A 19,489-nucleotide genomic window follows, 5' to 3' on the forward strand; every position below is an offset into this window, starting at 1 on the left:
GCAAATAAACGACAGGCAGCAGCACACTCCCCCGCGCATCAGTTCAGGAGGAACACCTGCACCGAACGCGACAGCGCCGTGGAGTTACTTTTGAGCGCATCCGCCGAGGCAGCGGTTTGCTCCACCAGCGCGGCGTTTTGCTGGGTGACAGCCTCCAGCTGGGTGACGGCCTCGTTGGCCTGGCCAATGCCCACGGACTGCTCGGTGGTGGCCAGGCTGATCTGGTGCACCAGCTCACTGACGCGCGAAACCGAGGCCACGACTTCGGCAATGGTTTTGCCCGCTTCTGCCATCTGGCGCGAACCGTCGGCCACCTGCGCTGCCGAGGCACCAATCAGCGTGCGAATCTCTTTGGCAGCGCTGGCACTGCGCTGGGCCAGCGCCCGCACTTCACCAGCCACCACGGCAAAACCCCGGCCCTGTTCACCCGCACGCGCAGCCTCCACGGCGGCATTGAGCGCCAGCAGGTTGGTCTGGAACGCAATGCCCTCAATCACCGAAATGATCTCGCTGACCTGGCTTGAAGAACGTTCGATGGCCTGCATGGCCTGGCCCACCTGCTGCACGGCCTGCCCACCCCGGCGCGCCACTTCGGCGCTTTGGGCGCTGTCACCAGAGACCCGCTCTGCGGTATCGGCGGTCTGGCGCACGGTGCTGGACAGCTCTTCCATGGCAGAGGCGGTTTTCTCCAGGCTCACGGCCTGGGCTTCGGTGCGCGCATACAGATCGTGGCCGCCCTGGGCAATGTCATCGGCAGAGCCCATGAAGCCTGCAATTTCAGAGCGCACATCGCCCACCACGGCACGCAGATTGACCTGAATTTGTTGCAAATTGCCCGCCAATGACCGCAAGGAGGGGGCGAAATGCTCGCTCTGGAGCTGGGTGGTCAGGTTGCAGGCTGCAATGTCGCGGGCAAATTGCCCGGCATCACGCATACCGCGCACGATGCGCCCATGGAACCAGGCCAGCACGCCTGCAATGCCCGCCAGCATCAAACCCAGCTCGGCTCCCCAGGCCAGGGCACCTTGCCAACCCAGCCAGCGCGGCACCATGCCCACGATGACCACGCCCAGCAGCATCAGCGCCAGATTCTGCGTGGCAGAAATGCCCTCCACACGCTGCCACAGGCCACGCAGCCCCGGGTACACCACCCGGCCATGGTGCAAACGCAGGGTTTGGCGCTGCGCAGCATGGTCGGCGCGCAACTGCGCATACAACGCCTCAGCCTGCTGCACCTCAGCGCGCCCGGGCTTGGTGCGCACCGACATATAGCCACGCGGCTTACCGCCGTCCATGATGGGCGTGACGTTGGCACGCACCCAGTAAAAGCCGCCGTTTTTGCGCCGGTTTTTCACCAGCCCCGTCCAGGCGTGGCCGCGCCCGATGGTGGCCCACATGTCCTTGTAGGCCTGGGGCGGCATGTCGGGGTGGCGAATCAGGTTGTGGGGCTGGCCAATCAGCTCGTCATAGGCATAGCCGCTGGCGTCCATGAACGCTGTATTGCAGTGGGTGATGACGCCCTTGGTGTCCGTGCTGGAAACCAACATGCTCTGCGCGGGGTAATCGTATTCATCGTCCGTCACAGGCAGGTTGATTCGCATAGGCAGGCCCCTTTAGCCGAAAAAATTCCCCCAGACCATAGGGATAAAACAAAAAATGGCCGAATTTATGGCCCGATCTGTAAACATTCATTTGAATGTAACATTTAGTGCCACAAAAGCGCAACTTTACTTACAACTCGGCATCACCAGCGCGGTGCCGCTGTTCAACAGGCACAGGTTTATTGCAAGCACACCAGCAGCAAGCCGGCCACCACCATGAGCATGCCGGCTTTTTCTTGCCACAGCAGGTTCTCGCTCAGGATGCGGCGCGAGACAAAGTAGCTGAACACCACTTCGATCATGCCCAGCGTGCGCACCGGCCCCACGCTTTGCAGCGCGTAGGCGGTGAACCAGGCCAGTGATGCCGCAGCGCCCATGGCCCCCGTCAGCAGCGACACCCGCCAGGCACGCCACAGCGGCGCCAAGCCCTGGGGCGTGCGCCGTGCCACCCAAGCGCCCAATCCTATCGACTGCAAACTCTGCGCCAGCAGCACGCCCCAGGCGCCCGACACCCAGGGCGATGCAGCCCCCAGTGCCAGCGCTCCACCACGAAAGCACACGGTAGCAATCGCAAAACAGGCGCCACCGGCCAGCCCGTACAGCGCCGGACGACTCAGCCAGGCCGAGGCCGATAGCCACTGCGTCCGGTCGGCGGGCAGCGACAACACCACCACGCCCAGCGTGGCCAGCACCATGGCCAGCAGCGCCAGCGGCGTGGGCAGCTCGTGCAAAAACAGGGCAGCGAACAGCGCCACCTGCAATACCTCGGTTTTGGCCAGCGTGACGGCCACGGCAAAGTTGCGCTCCTGCATGGCCACCAGCAGCGCGGCCGTGGCGGCAATCTGGAACAGCGCGCCCAGCGCAATCCAGCCCACATAGACCAGGCTGAAGTCGGGCAACACCCGCGCGGCGGGCAGCCACAGGCACAGCAGCGCCAGGTACACCAGCGCAAACGGCAAGCCGTACAAAAAACGCACCAGCGTGGCAGGCAGGGTGCCAAGTTCAGTGGTCAAAGAGCGCTGGGCCGTGTTGCGCACGGTTTGCGCAGCAGCGGCAAACAGCACCACCGGCACCCACAGCCAGCCGGGTTCATTCAGGGGAAGAGACATGGGGGGAACAATCCAGAAACCGCCGGCAGCCAACGTGCGCGGCGGGGCGCCAGCATAGCGCCAGGCCCCTGCGCGTGCGTGCGTGGTCGGCGATGGCTGCCTGAGCCAGCGGCGCAGATGCTTCAAAAAAGATAGCTACTGGCGCTTACCAGATAAAGCCCAGAGGCAGATTAGGGCTTAAATCGGGGTCTGGATTCCAATGGGCTCTGGTGGCTCCTGCCCTGAGCAAAGGCAAGAGCCCACGCATCACCCCAACACAGGCACCGGATACGTCCCCGGCAGCAAGATAGAGGCGTCCACCGTGTTGATATCGGTACGGCCACAAAACGCCATGGTCGTATCCAGCTCCTTGTGGATGATTTGCAGCGCGCGGGTCACGCCCGCCTCGCCAAACGCACCCAGGCCGTACAAAAAGCTGCGCCCGATCAGCGTGCCGCGTGCGCCCAGCGCCCGTGCCTTGAGCACGTCCTGGCCGCTGCGGATGCCGCCATCCATCCACACTTCAATATCGCGGCCCACGGCCTGAACGATGTCGGGCAGCGCCCGGATGGACGACGGCGCGCCATCGAGCTGGCGCCCGCCGTGGTTGCTGACCACCAGCGCATCAGCGCCGCTGTCAGCAGCCAGGCGCGCGTCTTCCGCGTCCATGATGCCCTTGAGGATGAGCTTGCCGCCCCAGCGCTTTTTGATCCACTCCACGTCGCCCCAGTTGAGTTCGGGGTCGAACTGCTCGGCCGTCCACGACGACAGCGACGACAAATCGCCCACGCCCTTGGCATGGCCGACGATGTTGCCAAAGCTGCGCCGCCGGGTGCCCAGCATCCCGAGGCACCAGCGCGGCTTGGTGGCCAGGTTGATGAGGTTGGCCAGCGTGGGCTTAGGCGGCGTGGAGAGGCCGTTTTTGATGTCCTTGTGGCGCTGGCCCAGGATTTGCAAATCCAGCGTCAGTTGCAGCGCGGTGCAGCCAGCGGCTTTGGCGCGGTCGATCAGGCGCTCGATGAAATCGCGGTCGCGCATCACGTAGAGCTGGAACCAGAAGCCCGGCCCGGCGTGCTGGGCCACGTCCTCAATCGAGCAAATGCTCATGGTCGAGAGCGTGAAGGGCACGCCAAAGGCACGGGCAGCGCGGGCGGCCAGGATTTCGCCGTCGGCGTGCTGCATGCCCGTGAGGCCGGTGGGCGCAATGGCCACCGGCATGGCCACATCCTGGCCGACCAGGGTGGTGCGTGTGCTGCGCCCGGTCATGTTCACGGCCACGCGCTGGCGCAGCTGGATGGGGGCAAAGTCGGCCTCGTTGGCGCGGTAGGTGCCCTGGGTGTAGGAACCCGAGTCGGCGTAGTCGTAGAACATGCGCGGCACGCGGCGCTGGGCCACAACGCGCAGGTCTTCGATGCAGGTGATTTTGGACAGATCGGTCACAGAGAATTCCTTGGCAAGGGGGTGAGCTTGGCGGCCATGGTAGGCAGCCGTGGGCGGCGCGGCCATCAAAATAATTTCTGCCGGGATGCAACAAATTTCCAGGCGCTGCCAGATGGCGCGGGTTTATTTGATGCCAAAAATGGCCGTATCGCGCTCTGGTATTGCGCCAGCAGCTACGTTTTCAGGAGCAAATCATCTGCCTCAGAGCGATGCCGGGGCCACGCGCTGGTGCTCTTCGCCATCGATGGCATACAGGCGAAAATGCCCGCGCCCGCCGCGTTTGGCGGCGTACATGGCGGCATCGGCGTGGCGCGAGAGCGCTTCAAAGTCTTTGCCGTGCTGCGGAAACAGCGCAATGCCGCCACTGACGCCCACCCGCACGGTGTGCGCTGACAGCACAAAGTCGGGCACGCAAGTGGCCAGGATTTTGTCGGCCACCACGCCCACCTGGTGAGTGTTCAGCAGGCCCGGCAGCAGCACCACAAACTCATCACCGCCCTGGCGGCACACGGTGTCGGACTGGCGCACGGCGGCGCGCAGGCGCCGCGCAAACTCCACCAGCAGCTGGTCGCCCACGTCGTGGCCGAGCTGGTCGTTGACCTGCTTGAAGCCATCGAGATCGAGGTACAGCACGGCCAGTATCTTGCCGTCGCGCTGCGCCTGCGCCAGCGCGTGGCGGGCGCGGTCTTGCAGCAGCACGCGGTTGGGCAGGTCGGTGAGCGCGTCGTACTGTGCAAGGTGGGCCATGCGCTCGGCCATGGCCATGGTTTCGGTCACGTCGTGCAGCACCATCACCGCGCCAGTGAGCTGGCCGTGGCGGTCGATGATGGGGCTGGCAGATTCCTCCACCTGAAAACGGCGCCCATCCTTGCGGTGCAGCACCACGCCGCGCGTGGGCCCGCAGGCAATGCGCGCTTGCAGCGCCAGGCGCAGCGGGCTGGGCTGGGTCTGGGCGCCGTTGGTCAGGTACAGCGGCGCTACGGTGTCGATGTCGCGGCCTGCGGCATCAAACGCCTGCCAGCCGGTCATGCGCTCGGCCACGGGGTTGAGGTAGGTGATGTGGCCCTCGGCGTCGGTGCAGACCACGGCGTCGCCAATGGACTGCAACGTCAGGCGCATGCGCTCTTTCTCGCGGAACAGCTCGTCTTCCATGCGCTTGCGCTCGGTGATGTCGGTGATCTGCGCAAAAATGCCGCGCACCTGGCCCGTCTCACCATCGAGGTCGGGGGTATAGGAGACGTAGGTGTGGCGCACCTGGCCATCGGGGCTGTTCAGGGTGCGCTCGAACAGCTGTTTCTGACCCTGCAAGGCTTTTTGCAGGTAGGGCAGCACCAGGGCGAAGTCTTCTGCGCCCAGCATGTCGGCGGCGGGCATGCCGCGCATTTCTTCGGGCGATATGCCAAACCAGGTGTCGCTCACGCGGTTGGCAAAGCGGTTGCACAGCTCCCGATCCCAGTAGCTGACCATGGAGGGCAGGTTGTCCAGAATGGTTTGCAGGTCGTGCTGGGTCTGTTGCAGCTGGGCACTGACATGCTGGCGCCGCTGCAACTCGCGCGCAAACAGCACGGCCAGCCCCATGCAGGCGGCCATCAGCACCAGCGCAAACACGCCCAGCAAGGCGGCGCTGTGGCGCCAGTCGGCCATGACGGAATCGACCGCCCGGGCCACATTGACCACCAGCGGGTAGTTGTTGATGTGCTGGAAGGCGTACATGCGCTCGACCCCATCGAGCACGGCAAAGCTGTTGAAGGTGCCGCTGGGCGCTGACTGCAAAGTGCGCATGTTGGCCGTGCCCGCCAGGGATTTGCCCACGTCCTCATCGCCGTAAGGAAAGCGCGCCACCACGATGCCATCGGCACGCAACAGGTTGAGGCCGCTTTGCAGCCCCAACTGGGCCGAGGCAAACAGCTTGTTGAAATACGCCACCCGCAGTGCGCCTACCACCACCCCGGCCAGACGGCCATCGGCGTGGTAGTAAGCGCGGCTCAGGGGCAGAACAAACTGGCCGGTGATGGGGCTGCGCACGGGCTGGCCCACGTGCAATCCGGTGTGGCTGCCCTGCTGAAACGCTTGCAATGACTCCGTGTAGGGCCAAGGGTGCAACTGTGTTGCAGCGGTGGCGTTGGGGCCAGACTCCAGCACCACCCGGCCCTTGGCATCCAGCACCCAGATGCCTTCAATGCCGTGCATCTCCAGTGAATAGTCAAACAGCACGCGCTGGCGCAGCGCTGGCGCCAACGCCATGGTCTGCGCATCGCCCAGACCAGTGACCACGCCTTGCAAGGAGTGGTCAAACGCCTCTACGGTGGTGGCAATGGCCTGGCTGAGGGTGTGGGCAAGGTTGACGTTGTTGCGGGTGGCAAAGTGCCACTGGTTTTCGCGCATCGTCCAGATCGCATGCGCAAACAAGCCACCGATGCCCAGAGAGAGCAGCACGGCCAACAGGATCAGGCGATGGGCGATGGAGATGCGCACGGCAAGCAGGTTTTGAAACAATTTGCAAATTGTAAAAGGCAAGCCTTGGTGGGGCCTGACGTGCTACGGCGCCGCGCGCAGCCCGGCGCCGCGCACTTCGATGCGCACCTCGTCCAGCACAGTGCCCTGGGCATCGGTCAGTTGCAGCACATGGCGCCCGGGCCAGGGTGGCCAGGCCAGCTGCGCACCCCGCCCCAGCGCCTTGCCATTGAGCCGCCAGCGCAGCGCATCGCCCGCCCCCGCCGCGCTGGCCGATGCGGCCAAGTGCAGGCGCTGGCGCAGGGGCGGGATGTCGGGGTCCAGCGCCACGATGGTGCCGCTGGCGGGCGCACTGATGCGCACGGCAGACAGGTCGGGCGTGCGCGCACTGGGTTGAAAGCTTTTTTGGCCTGTAGCGCCCGCCGGATAAGCGCTTACAGCTCCAAAATCCATAGCAAACAACGCCTGTGATGTGCCGGGCAGAAACCACTCCGGGCGCGGTGCCTCCAGCGGGCTGCCGCCCGGCGCCGGGCCAAAGCGCACCGCCGTGCGCACCAGCGTGGACGGCGGCTGGGGCGCGTGGCTGGGCTGGCGTGCGTGCAAATACGCCATCACGCTGGCCCAGATGGGGGCGGCGCCACTGCTGCCGCTGACATCGTGCATGGCCGCGCCGCTGGCATTGCCCACCCACACGCCCACGGTGTAGCGCTGTGACCAGCCCACGGCCCAGTTATCGCGCATGTCTTTGCTGGTGCCGGTTTTCACCGCCGTCCAAAAGCGCGTGGCCAGCACACTGCTCAAGCCGAAAGTGCGGGCGCGGGCGTTGCCGTCCGACAGGATGTCGCCCACGATGAAGGCGGCCCCCGCATCCAGCGCAGGGGTGAAAGCGGGCGCTGGCGCCGCCCCGGCCACCGGCAGCAGCGCCGGTGCCACCGGGCTGAAACGCCCGCCATTGGCCAGCACGCGGTAGGCATTGGTCAGGTGCAACAGCGGCACCTCGCTGCTGCCCAGCGCCAGGCTGTAGCCAAAGTAGCCACCGCTCTCGCGCAGCGGCAGGCCCAGCGCGCGCAGCTGGTCAAAAAACGCATCGGGCGACACCATGACCAGCGCCCGCACGGCAGGCACATTGAGCGACGCGGCCAGCGCCGTGCGCACCGACACCCAGCCCTTGAACTGGCGGTCGTAGTTCTGCGGGATGTACAGCCCGCTGGCGGTGGGGATGTGCGCGCTCGAATCCTCGATCAGCGACGCCGCCGTGAGCCGCCGCTGGGCCATGGCCTGCGCGTACAAAAACGGCTTGAGCGTGGAGCCGGGCTGGCGCAGCGCCAGCACGCCATCGACCTCGGCGGCCTGGCTCAGGCTGCCCGACGAGCCCACCCAGGCCAGCACCTGGCCGCTGGCGTTGTCCAGCACCACCAGCGCGCCGTCTTCGACGTTGCGCCCGTGCAGCTCGCGCAGGTGCTGGGTAAGCGTTTGCACGGCAAAGCGCTGTAGCGGCGCGCTCAGGGTGGAGGCCATGCGCGGGGGCAGCCCGGCCTGCGCCTGCTGCGCCAGCAGGCGGCGGGCAAAGTGCGGCGCCACGCCCTCGCTGGCGGCCCAGGCGCGGCGCTGCAACGCGCCCTCAGTGAACAGCGCCAGCGCATCGCACTCGACGCGCGTGGCCTGCACTGGCGCAGCGGCAGCCCTGCCCTGCCCGCCCGGCGAGGCTTGCACGGCTGGCGCGCCCACGCCCACTGCCTGCATCTCGCGCAGCACACCGCAGGCACGCTGGGCCACCAGCGCAGGCCGGGCGTTGGGCGCACGCACCAGGGCGGCGGCCACGGCCGCCTCGCGCGCGTCCAGGCCATGGGCGGCTTTGCCAAACAGCGTGCGGCTCAGGGCATCCAGGCCGACGATCTCGCCGCGAAACGGCACCAGGTTCAGGTAGGCCTCCAGAATCTGGTCTTTGCGCCAGCGCCGCTCCAGCACCTGCGCGGCCACGGTCTGGCCCAGCTTTTGCACCACCGTGCGCCCGCCCGGTCGCTGGCGCAAATCACCCATCTCCGGGCTATCGAGCAGGCCCGCCAGCTGCATGGTGATGGTGCTGGCGCCGCGCGTGCGCTGGTTCCACAGATTGCCCCAGGCCGCTGCCGACACGCCGCGCCAGTCCACGCCGCTGTGCTCGTAAAAGCGCTTGTCTTCCGACAGCACCATGGCCTGGCGCAGCGCCGGTGACACATCGGCCAACGCCAGCCACTGGCCCCGGCGCACGCTGGCGTCCTGGCGCAGGCGCTGCAACACCTCGCCCTCGCGCGAGAGCACCAGCACCTCAGAGGGGCGAAAATCGCGCTTTACCTCGTCAAAAGAGGGCAAAGCCCAGACAGGGCCTGCGCTAAAAGCTATCAAAAAAATAGCAAGCTTGGGCCACTGCATGGCCACTGCTTTGCCACTGCCCAGGCTGGTACGCTTCCCACACCGCTGTGGCATGTCAAACACTTTTCATCGTTTTTTTCACGGCATACATGTGCTCATCGGCCTGACGGATAAGCGCCTCGGCAGAGACAAATTCGTGGGGCCCGGTTTGCGCATAGCCGATGCTCAACTTCGGGCTGTCTGGCTGCTGCGCAATCAACCCCAGAAGCTGCCCTTCCCAGCTATTTCGGGCCTGGGCCATTTGGCAGTTGGACATAATGACGCAGAACTCGTCACCCCCATAACGAAAGCAGTAATCATCCAGCCGGGTGGCCATTTTCAAGGCTTTGGCAACCATCTGCAAAACCTCATCCCCACGCTGGTGTCCCTGGGTATCGTTGATGGCTTTAAAATCATTGACATCTATATAAACCATGGTCACATGCTCGTTGCGCCGCTGGGCAGCACGCAACACACGCGTCAATGTCTCAATCAAATGCCGCCTGTTCAATAACCCTGTCAATGGATCGGTTCTGGAAAGTTCTTCAAGCTGCATGGTGCGCTCCCGGACTTTTTCTTCCAGCACACGGGCATATTGCTCAGACTTGTCTTTTGAAATCTCTATTTCGGAAATCAGACTCCGAATATAAGTATCAAAAACAAGCGATATATCGAACATGATCAGTTTTTGCAGCGCCTCTGTCACCCGCAATTTTTCGTCGGCCTCGGGGATGATTTCCTGAATTAGCTGAAACAACAGTTTCATCAATGTCTGCACCGCAGTGAGATACAACTTTGGCTCGACACCAATGCGCTTGTGAACCAGTCCGATGCGCAGCCGGTTATTGACATACTCCATGTCGTAATACCCACTGAACAGATCCATCACGTACCTGATTTGCGCACTGCACAGCCGCCCCAGTGTTTCCGAGTCACCAATCAGCAATGCAATCTCCGGCACAGCTGTTTGCATGTCATAAAACTGATCCACCAGCGCGCTGATGCGGGCCTCGATGTATGGCTTTGCGCCCTTGAGCGCGATCTCATCTGTATCCAGAATAGAGAAAAGCGCCTTTCGGCTACTGATCTCAAAATCAGTAATCCGCATTTGCTCAAGCAAGGATTGGTCGGTCTTTTTCATTCGCAAACCTCGACTTACGGATCAATAATGCCTCGTAGCCCAAACCATTGGCCCACTGCAGGCAGATTCGCTTGATTGCGGCGCAGGCGCCGACGCAGGCACTGCAACATAGCATGCAAAAGTGCCATGCCGGGATAAGCCAATTCTTGTCGCCCCCCGGCAGGACTGGGTAGCCGCCGCCACCATGGCAACAGCCTGACCCAGGCTCTACGGGGCGGCCACTACGCGCACGCGGGTGTTGGGTGCCTCGCCAAACATCTCGGGCGCGTACAGGGCCTCGGCGCGGCTGGGGGGCAGGGCAAAGTCGCCCACGTTGTTCAGGCGCACGGTGTATTCCATCTTCACGGTGCCCTTGGGCAGGTACTCGTAGTAGCTACGGAAGGACTCAAAGCTGCGCTCTTCAAACGCAGGCCAGCCCGCACTGCCGAACAGACCCCCGCGCTGCTCGCCCTGGGTGGCGATGCCCGCGTCGCGCCCCAGGCCGCTGCCCAAAATGGTGGCGCCTGCGGGGATGGGGTCGGTGATGGCCACCCAGGTCATGTCGGCCTGGCTGGTCACTTCCAGGGCCACGCGCAGCACGTCGCCGCGCGTGTACTGGCCCGGTGGCAGCGCCTTGTTGGCCTGGTCGACCGGGGTGATGGTTTTGCGGATGCGGTAGCCCGCGCTGAACGGTGCTTTCAGCGGCACAGCGGCCAGCGCTTGCAGCGTGAGCCAGGGCTTGCCGCTGCCCTGGTGGGTGACGGTGAGCGCCTCTTTGGCCGGTGCCGTGGTGGGTGCAGCGGCCCAAGGCAAAAACGCGGTATTGCCGCGCCACATGCCGGGTGCAGCGGGGGCGCCGAACGTGCTGCTCTGGTGCGCCGCGCCGCTGGCGTCTTGCGCGGTGGCGCGCGTGACTTTGGCCCAGTCCACGCTGGCGCTCTGGCTGGCCAGGCTGGCGCGGGTGGTGCCGGTGACGGGCGTGGCCTCGAATTGGGCGCTGAACTTCTCCAGTGCCAGCGCGCCCCACAGGTTGGCCGTGGTGGTCTGCCAGGCGCCGCCCTGCTGGCGGGCGATAAAGCCGCTGGCCAGTCGGCCCAGGTCGCCCTGCCAGGCCGGGTCGTCCATCACGGCCAGCAGCAGGCGGGCGGTGTTGACGTCGCCGTTTTGCATCAGCCACCACCAGTGGTCGTCCTGCTCGGTGCTGAAGAGGAGCTTGGTGCCCTGGTAGCTCAGGCGGCTTTGCAGAATTTGCTGGGCCTGGGCCAGGCGCTGGCGGCGCTCGGGCACATCCTGCACGCGTTTCAGGATGTTCAGCCAGTCGATCACGCTGTGCGTGGGCCACTGCTGGGGGGCGATGGTGATGCTGGCCAGCATGCGGCCCTGGGCTTTGCCGTAGCGCGACAGGGCCTCGATGGCAGCGAGCTTGCGTGCATCTAGGTCTTTGCGCGGGCTCCAGAAGTCGCGCTCAATGCGGCCTTCCACAAAAGCGGTCAGACCGCGCTCCAGTGGCGCACGCACCTCATCCGGCAAAGCAAACGCGGGGTTCAGCGCGGCGGCCTCGTGCGCCGCCGCCAGCAGGTAGGCGCTGAGCGTGTCGCTGCCCCGGTTGGCATCGCCATCGCGCGGCGGGAAGTACGTGGCCAGCCCGTCGTTGTCGAGATAAGTGGGCAGTTGCGCCACGATGGTGTGCCACAGCGCGGCATCGCGCAGGCCAATGGCTTTGCTGGTTTTTTGCTCCAGACAGGTGAAGGGGTAGCGCGCCCACCAGTCACGCACGCCGGGCAGGCCCTCGGCCAGGGTGGGTTGCAAGGCCAGTTGGAGGCCACCGCGCCCGGGCAAGGCGTCTGCGGGCGGGCCTACGGGCAGGCTCAGACTGCCATCGAGCTGCACCAGCGTGGCCTGCTGCACCGCCAGCGGCACGGCGGGGATGAGGCGCTGCGTCACTTTCAGGGCATCGCGGGCGCCGCTGGCGCTGTCTTTGGCGCTGATCTCCCACGCAATGGAATCGGTGCGGCCCACTGCGGGCTGCGCGGGCGCAGTCACGTCCCACACCACTTCGCGCGCTTCGCCTGCCGGGATTTGCACCGTTTGCGGTGGCAATTGCAGCGGCGCGGCGCGTGGCGCCAGCTCCACCTGCATGGCCGCCTTGGTGGTGTTGCGCAGCGTGAACTGGGCACGGAACTGGTCGCCGCTGCGCACCAGCGGCGGCAGGCCACTGATGATTTGCAGGTCTTGCGCGCTACGGATCTGCGTGCTGCCGGTGCCGAACAGGCCTACGCCCGCATCGGCCACGGCCACGATGTGGAAGCTGGTCAGCGCATCGTTGAGCGGCACCGTCACCTGGGCCTGGCCGTTGGCGTCAAGCTGCACGGCGCCTTGCCACAGCAGCAGGGTATCGAGCAGCTCGCGCGTGGGCGCACGCCCGCCGCCGCCGCCCGCAGGCACGGCTTTTTTGCCGTAGTGGCGCCGGCCAATGATTTCCATCTGCGCCGTCGAGGTCTGCACGCCCCAGCTGCGCCGCTGCAACATGGCACCCAGCACATCCCAGCTCTGGTTGGGCATCAGCTCCAGCAGGGCCTGGTCTACAGCAGCCAGCGCCACCTCGGCATGGGCGGCAGGTTTGCCATTGGGCAGTTTGACCTGCACCGTGACCTGGGCCTTGCCGCGCACCGGGTAGCTGGCCTTGTCAGCCAGCACCTTCACGCCCAACTGATGTGCGTGCGTGCCCACCTTGATCTCGGCCACACCCAGGCGGAAGGCGGGCTTGCTCAAATCGACCAGCGCCGTGGGCGCGGTGTACTGCTTGCCCTCGTACCAGAAGGCCGTCCACCACTCGCGCGGCGCTTTATAGCCCCAGGTGAACAGGCTGTACCAGGGCACCTCGCGCAGGCGCCCGCGCAGCGCCAGCACGCTGACGTACACGTTGGGGCCCCAGCCCTCCTGCACCTTCAGGCGCACGGTAGGGTCTTGGCCGTTGAGTTGCACCACCTGCGTCTCGATGATGCCCTCGCGCTCCACGGCCACCAACGCGGTGGCAAAGCGGAACGGCATGCGCACCTGGAATTGGGCCGTCTCACCGGGCTGGTAGTTGGTCTTTCCGGGCAGCAGTTCGATGCGGTCGTGGTTGTCGCCGCCAAACCACAGCTCGCCCTGGCGCGTCACCCAGACGGAGGACGCAGCATCGAAGGTGTTGCCATCCTTGTCGCGCGCGGTGGCAATCAGTTCGACTTCACCGGGCTCGGCGATGGTGGTTTCGCACAGCAGCAGGCCGCGCGCGTCGCTGTGGCCGGTGCAGACGGTGCCCAGGTCTTTGGTTTCGGTGTGGCTGTCGTAGCTGTAGAAGCCCCCCACCATGCGCTTGCGGCTGGTGGTGGTGGTGCGGGCAATGGCCTGCACTTGCAACGGCACGCCCTCGGCGGCCTTGCCAGCGGGCGTCAGGGCCAGCGCCTGGAAGCGGATTTTCTGGCGCGCCGACACCCAGCCCTCCGTCTTGATCCCGGCCACCACGGCGGCGGGCCACAGGGTGTGCTGGCTGCTGAGGGTTTGCACCTCACCGCTGGGGTCGGCATAGGTGGCCTCGATGGCCAGCTGCTGGGCGGTGTTGGCGCGCGGCAGGTTCTCCAGCGTGACGCGGCCCTGGCCCTGGCGGTCCAGCGTCAGGGGCAGCTTGTCGGCCACCACGCGCTCATCCTGGGCGGCAGCGGCCTCTTCCTCGCCCTGCGCGGTGGTTTGCTCGCGCGCACGCGGCGCTCTGAAACTGAAGGCGTCGTAATCGGCAAACGCCAACTCCTTGCTGCGCACCAGGGCCGACACGCGCACCGGCAACTGCGCTGCGGGCCCGCCCGAAACATAGTTGACCTGCACACTGGCAGGCACCGCGCGCACGTTGACCAGCGCTTTGCTGTCGGCCGGGCCGACACGGCCGGAGAACACCGGCAGGCGAAACTCCTCGACGCGAAACTGCCCCGAGGCCAGGCTGCGTCCGCCGCCCTCGCCCGTGCGCAGCTCCACCGCATACACGCCCAGTTTGGCCGCAGTGGGCACGGCAAAGCGGCTGTGTGCGCTGCGCCCGCCGGTGGCGGTGTTGCGCCAATCCAGCGGCTGTGTGTATTGCTGGCCACTGCCCACGTGGGTGATGACCAGGGTGTCGGGCCACTGCGCGGGCAGGCCAAAGCCACCCAGCGTCTCGGTGCGCAGCAGGTGTTTCATCGACAGGGTATCGCCCGCGCGCAGCAGCGTGCGGTCGAAGATGGTGTGGGCGCGCTCGCTGGCCTGCGCATCGCTGCGGGTGGGCACGTTGAAGCGCCAGGACTCGATGCCGCGCTGCCATTCGCTCCAGGTGAAAGCCATGTCCTGTACGCCGTCGTCACCCTGGTGGCGGGCGCTGACAAAGTAGCCCTCGGAGCCGCCGCCGTCGTCGTAGCAGGTGGGTGCCTCGGGCGAGAGGCCCTCGAACTGCGCGCGGCCCTGGGCGTCGGTGGTGGCGCTGGCCAGCAGCTTGCCCCGGCAATCGGACACCGCCACGCGCGCACCCGCCACGGGCACGCCTTTGTCCAGCGATGTGACCCAGGCCAGGGCGTTCTCGCTCCCCAGCTTGAAATGCACACCCAGATTGGTCACCAGCGCCGACGTGCGCACGACCATGGTGCGCGTGGCGCCGTGGCGCGCATCCAGCAGCGAGGCGCCCAGCGCGGGCGAGGCAATTTCCACCACATGAAAGCCCGGCGCCAGCGGAATGCCCACCACCTCGAACGGGCGCGGGTCGGTGCTGGCACTGGCTGGCAAATCCAGCGCGCGCACGCCGCTGCGCCCCTGCAACAGCGACACCATGCGCGACTGCACCACGTCTTTGTCGTCATCGGACACCGGCGCAGGCAGCGGCGCCTGCACATCGCGACGGGCCTGGGCGCGATCGACACTGCCTTCGTGGTAGCGCTGCACCCGGCGGTACCAGGCGATGGTGTCGGCATCGGTGGCCGGTTGCAGGGTGCTGACTTTGCCAGCGGCCGGTGCGGGCGCACTGGCACCGGCTTGCAGGCCCTGCACGCGCAGGGCAGGCTCGACCTTGCGCAGCGTGACCGGCAGCAGCGCGGGCTGACCAGGCGCCTCGGCAAATCGCTCCACGATGCCGAACGGCGCGGCGGCAAACTTGGCCAGCGGCGGCATGCTGCCCGTGGCCACCTTCAGCGGAAAGCTGGCGGCATTGGCCAGGGTGCGCCCTGCGGCGTCCTGAAAATCTTTGGGCAGCTCCAGCGTGAAGGCGGTGTTCTCGGCCAGCGGGGCGGCAAAAGTGATGCGATCGACCAGGGTATCGGGGGCGACTTTTTCGCCATCACCACTGCCATCGGTATCGCCCAGCCGGGGTTGGATGGTTTCGTTTTTCGACTTCAACCGGATGGCTGCCGCCAGCTTGGCAGGCACCGGCGCACTGAAGGCCAGCGCCATGGGCCGGATCGGCAGGCAGGCGGCCTGGGCATTTTCGCGCTCGCAGCGCCATTGGGCGGTGAACGGGGCGCGCACCGTGTAGGCGAAGCGTTTTTCCACGCGGTTGGCCACACCGCTGGGCGTGGCCACGCCCGCGCCCCATACCAGCTGCACTTTGGCTGAGGGCGTCAGGCGCCGGTTGCACGCCAGCGTGACCCAGGCCAGCGGGTCTTTGGCTGCGCGCTGTTGCAGGCGCTGGGTTTGCAGCAGCTCGGTGCGCTCTTTGCCTTCGATCAGGCGCACAGGAATGCGCTCACCCATGCCCTCGGCAGCGCACCAGGCGTTCTGCTGCACGCTGGCGAGGCTGGCTGCGCCGTTGAGTTGCAGCACAAAGAACTGTTCTTCGTCGATCTCTTCCCAGGTGTCGGGGCGCACGTCCTGCACCACCGGGCCGCCACTATTGAATTGATAGCTGGTAGCGCCCGTCAGCGCTGCCCCAGAGGCCGATTTGAACCCTGTTTTTGCCTGCACCGTGCAGGCCACGCCGGGCGGCAGGTCGCGGGCAAAGTCGAACACCCACTCGCGCTCGCTCGTCCAGCGGCCTGTGCCCGCACTGGCCTGGGCATCGCTGCAACGCACCTCCAGGGGCGCCGGGGCCTTGGGGTCGCCAAAGCGCACCGCTGCGCCATCGAACTGGGCCCGCACCTGGCGCACCGGGGCCACATCGCCCTGGGGCGAAAAGCGGGTGATCTGCAAGGCCTGGGCGCCACTGGTGGCCAGCATCAGGCTGGCGGCGAGCAAGGTGGAGAGAGGATTCACGCAGTGGCTCCAAAGGGGTGAGAGAACAAAACGGCCTGCACACAGGCAGGCCGTTGCAAGGGCAGGCTAACGCGCTTTACTGCGGCTGAAAACCGCTGTCCTGGATGATCTTGCGCCAAACCTGGGTGTAAGCGCGCTCGCGCTGGGCCAGTTGCTGCGGGGCCATGTAGCCCACCGTCAGGCCCAGCGCGGTGAGCTGGTCGCGCACCTCGGGCAAAGCCAGCACCTGGGCGACGGCGGCGGACAGGCGCTTGATCTCGCGCTCGGGCGTGCCCTTGGGGGCGTAAATGCCGTAGTACGGCAGGTCGTCAAAGCCCTTGAGGCCCAGCTCATCGAAGGTGGGCACATCGGGCAAGGCCGCTTGGCGCTTGCCGCCCAGCACGCCCACCACGCGGATCTTGCCCGCCTTGTGGTTCTCCATGAAGTCCTGCACCGAGCCCACGCCCGCAGCAATCTGGTTGCCCAGCATGTCGGCCAGCATGGGCGCGCTGCCACGGTAAGGGGCGGCCACCAGGTCAAGCTGGTACTTCTGGCCGATCAGCTTGACCAGAAATTCGGGCGTGGATGCGGGCGCCGGAATGCCCACCGCACCCTTGCCCCCCTGGGCCTTGACCCACTCCACATAGTCACCAAAGCCCTGCGCTGGCGTGCCACCCGAGACGGCCAGGGCGTTGACAAAAGTGGCAATGCCAGCCACTGGAACAAAGTCACGCACCGGGTCGTAACCGGGGTTTTTGACCACCAGCGGCAAGATGGAGATGGTGTGGTCGTGCGACAAAAACAGCGTGGTGCCATCGGCAGGGGCCGCTTTGAGCACTTGCGCCGCAATCTGCCCACCGGCGCCAGGGCGGTTGTCCACCACCACGCTGGTGGCCAGGGGTTCTTTGAGCTTGTCGGCCAGCAGCCGGGCAATGGCGTCCGAGCCACCGCCGGGCGGAAAACCCACCAAAATATGCACCGGCTTGGGCGGCTGGGCCAGTGCCCAGCCCGTGGCGCACACGGTAGCCAGGGCGCAGGCGGCGCGCACAGCGCGGTTCAGAAAATGGCGGCGGAGAGCGAACATGGCGTGGTTCCGAAAAAAGAAAAAACAGGTCTCAACGTCTGCGTGCGCAGGAGCAGGCATGGCTGCCGTGGGCGGTGCGCATGGTGCGTGGCAGCACGACTACACCAGCACCTGGCTTTTGCCCAGCATTTGCTGCACGGCCTCTTCCAGGGCCGGGGAGCGCAGCAGTTCGGGCAACGCGGCCAGCGCCGGGTGCGTGAGGTAAGAGCGCAAATGAAAGGCATCGGGGCCAACGTGCCCCCACAAGTCCACATCACCCAGCGACGACAACTGGCCCAGCGCCAGCCGCTCGCCCAGGCCCACGCACAAATAGGCCAGTGCCAACTGCGGTACGCGCTGCGCGTCGGCGGCGCTGGCGGGCGTGACCAGCACGCGGCTGGTGGCGGCCACATCGCCCACCAGCTCTTGCGGCAGCTCCCAGGTGCGCAAGACCAGGGTGCCGATCTCGCCAGCGCTCAGGCCAATCACCTCTTGCTCCAGCTTGGCGCGGTGCAGTCGGTCCAGCACCAGCCATTCTTCGACGGTGTTGTGCGGCAGCAGCGAGGCAGCAGCCAGGTGGCCCACAAACACCATCACCACCTTGGTGGCCAGCGCGCCGTGGTCGGGCAGGCCCAGCGCCTGGGCCAGGCGCAGGCACAGCTCGCTGGCAATGGCGCTGGAGCGCCAGATGGTGTCAAACGAGCGCTGGGCGGCGCGCAGCTCGGGCTTGAAGGCCTGGGCCAGCATGTACTGCACGCAAATGTTGCGCACGGTGTCCATGCCCAGGAACGTGATGGCTGGCTCAATGCTGGTAACGGACTGGTGCAGCCCGTAAAACGGCGAGTTGACAGTGGCCAGCACCTTGGCGGCAATCAGGGGCTCGCCCATCAGCAGCTCACTGAGCATGAGGGAGTCGGCGCGGTCAAAAAAGTCAGGAGCTAGCAGCTGGTGCAGCGACATGGGCGGGCGCGGAATACCGCCAATCACCGTCATCAGCGCCTCGTGCTGGGCGGCGGGCAGCGCGCTCTCACGCACCAGAACAAAGTCTTCCAGCACGGGGGGCATGGGCTCGGCCAGCGCAGCGCTGGCGCGGGCGCTGAGGACGGGCACGACAGCCTGGCGCGCAGACGCCGCAGGCGGATTGACCGCAGGTGAGCGCGCCGCAGGCATGCCGCTGGCAGCGTGGTGGGGCAATGACGACGGTGGCGTGCTGTCCGCTGGACGGCGCAACTTCCACCAGAGCACAGCGGCAATAGCGACCGCAACGGGGATCAAGAGCAGCAAGACAGACACGGGTTGGACTCTGTGTGAAAGGACAAGCTGCCTATGCTAACCAGAATATCGGCCGCCCCGGCGTTTGCTTTTGGCCGCTGGCGGCGGCGGACGGCAACGGCAGCGTTCAGGTGAAAATTCTGCCCCCGTGCGCGGCCACCGGGCAGATGAGTTGATCGACGGGCAGCAGCCCGGTTTCGATGTCCTCGTCTGCTTCGTCTTCCGCGTCTTCCTCGTCCTCCTCGCTCTCGTCAGAGTCTTCCTCCACTGCACCGACGGTGCAGTAAGCCGAGAGCCGGTATTTGTAGCGCCCGCAAAAGCTGTCGATGGAATGCCCATCTTGGGTGGCGTCGCGGTAGCTGTTGCGGCTCAGGGCGGTGATGCCGAGGATGATTTCAATCAGCTCCTCGCCATATTCACCCGCAGCCTCCATGGCGCTTTCTTCGTCCGCTTCCGAAGGCTCGGTGGCCTCGGCACCGAAGTCTTCTTTTTTCCACGGATGGCTGTGGAATGCGCCCAGAAACTCCAGGTGCGGGAAGGATTCGGTCACCTCCCGGATGCGCTCAAAGTGAAAGTCGCTGTAGCTGACCTCATCGGAGTTGCGCTCCGTGGCCTGCATGGTCACCGCCAGGCTGACGTTGAACACCTCGTAATCGTCCTTGTACACCCGCTGGCCAAACAGCAAGCCCATGGCCTCGCCGTCTTGGGGCCTGTCTTTGCGGCGGCGGGACTGGCCCTGCTCTGGCGGCAGGTAACTGCTGGGAAAGGTTTCAATGCTGGAAATCAGCATCGCCTGAAACGCTTGCTCCTGAACGTGAACAATCAAGCTCATGGCGTG

Annotated in this window: 10 protein-coding genes; all 10 read right to left on the minus strand. The window is 65.8% G+C overall.

What is annotated here, in order from left to right; genetic code table 11:
- Positions 1–38 precede the first annotated feature (38 nt).
- On the minus strand, positions 39–1,601 hold the full coding sequence (locus EV674_RS03540; RefSeq protein WP_119012006.1) for a methyl-accepting chemotaxis protein: 1,563 nt from the start codon (positions 1,599–1,601) through the stop codon (positions 39–41).
- A gap of 179 nt (positions 1,602–1,780) precedes the next feature.
- Positions 1,781–2,710 (minus strand): DMT family transporter, encoded by a 930-nt coding sequence (locus EV674_RS03545; RefSeq protein ID WP_119012055.1) that lies wholly within the window; start codon positions 2,708–2,710, stop codon positions 1,781–1,783.
- Between the two features lie 246 nt (positions 2,711–2,956).
- Positions 2,957–4,129: an alpha-hydroxy acid oxidase gene (locus EV674_RS03550; RefSeq protein ID WP_119012056.1), complete on the minus strand. Its 1,173-nt coding sequence runs from the start codon at positions 4,127–4,129 to the stop codon at positions 2,957–2,959.
- 201 nt (positions 4,130–4,330) lie between these two features.
- Positions 4,331–6,625, minus strand: a complete 2,295-nt coding sequence (locus EV674_RS03555) for a diguanylate cyclase domain-containing protein (protein ID WP_241524859.1) — start codon at positions 6,623–6,625, stop codon at positions 4,331–4,333.
- Positions 6,626–6,667: 42 nt separating this feature from the next.
- Positions 6,668–8,995 carry a penicillin-binding protein 1C gene (gene pbpC, locus EV674_RS03560; RefSeq protein WP_119012058.1) on the minus strand — a complete coding sequence of 776 codons (2,328 nt, stop codon included), beginning with the start codon at positions 8,993–8,995 and terminating at the stop codon, positions 6,668–6,670.
- Positions 8,996–9,050: 55 nt separating this feature from the next.
- Positions 9,051–10,115, minus strand: coding sequence for a GGDEF domain-containing protein (locus EV674_RS03565; RefSeq protein ID WP_119012007.1), 1,065 nt, complete (start codon positions 10,113–10,115; stop codon positions 9,051–9,053).
- 207 nt (positions 10,116–10,322) lie between these two features.
- Positions 10,323–16,301, minus strand: coding sequence for an Ig-like domain-containing alpha-2-macroglobulin family protein (locus tag EV674_RS03570; protein ID WP_119012059.1), 5,979 nt, complete (start codon positions 16,299–16,301; stop codon positions 10,323–10,325).
- A 112-nt stretch (positions 16,302–16,413) separates the two neighbouring features.
- Positions 16,414–17,400: a Bug family tripartite tricarboxylate transporter substrate binding protein gene (locus tag EV674_RS03575; RefSeq protein WP_119012008.1), complete on the minus strand. Its 987-nt coding sequence runs from the start codon at positions 17,398–17,400 to the stop codon at positions 16,414–16,416.
- A gap of 99 nt (positions 17,401–17,499) precedes the next feature.
- Positions 17,500–18,672, minus strand: a complete 1,173-nt coding sequence (locus EV674_RS03580; protein ID WP_132750355.1) for an HDOD domain-containing protein — start codon at positions 18,670–18,672, stop codon at positions 17,500–17,502.
- A 106-nt stretch (positions 18,673–18,778) separates the two neighbouring features.
- The gene (locus EV674_RS03585) at positions 18,779–19,483 is read right to left on the minus strand and encodes a hypothetical protein (RefSeq protein WP_132750356.1); all 705 of its coding nucleotides are present in this window, start codon (positions 19,481–19,483) and stop codon (positions 18,779–18,781) included.
- Positions 19,484–19,489: the final 6 nt, after the last annotated feature.

It is taken from the genome of Simplicispira metamorpha (assembly GCF_004341365.1).
In the GTDB taxonomy this organism is placed as follows: domain Bacteria; phylum Pseudomonadota; class Gammaproteobacteria; order Burkholderiales; family Burkholderiaceae_C; genus Simplicispira; species Simplicispira metamorpha.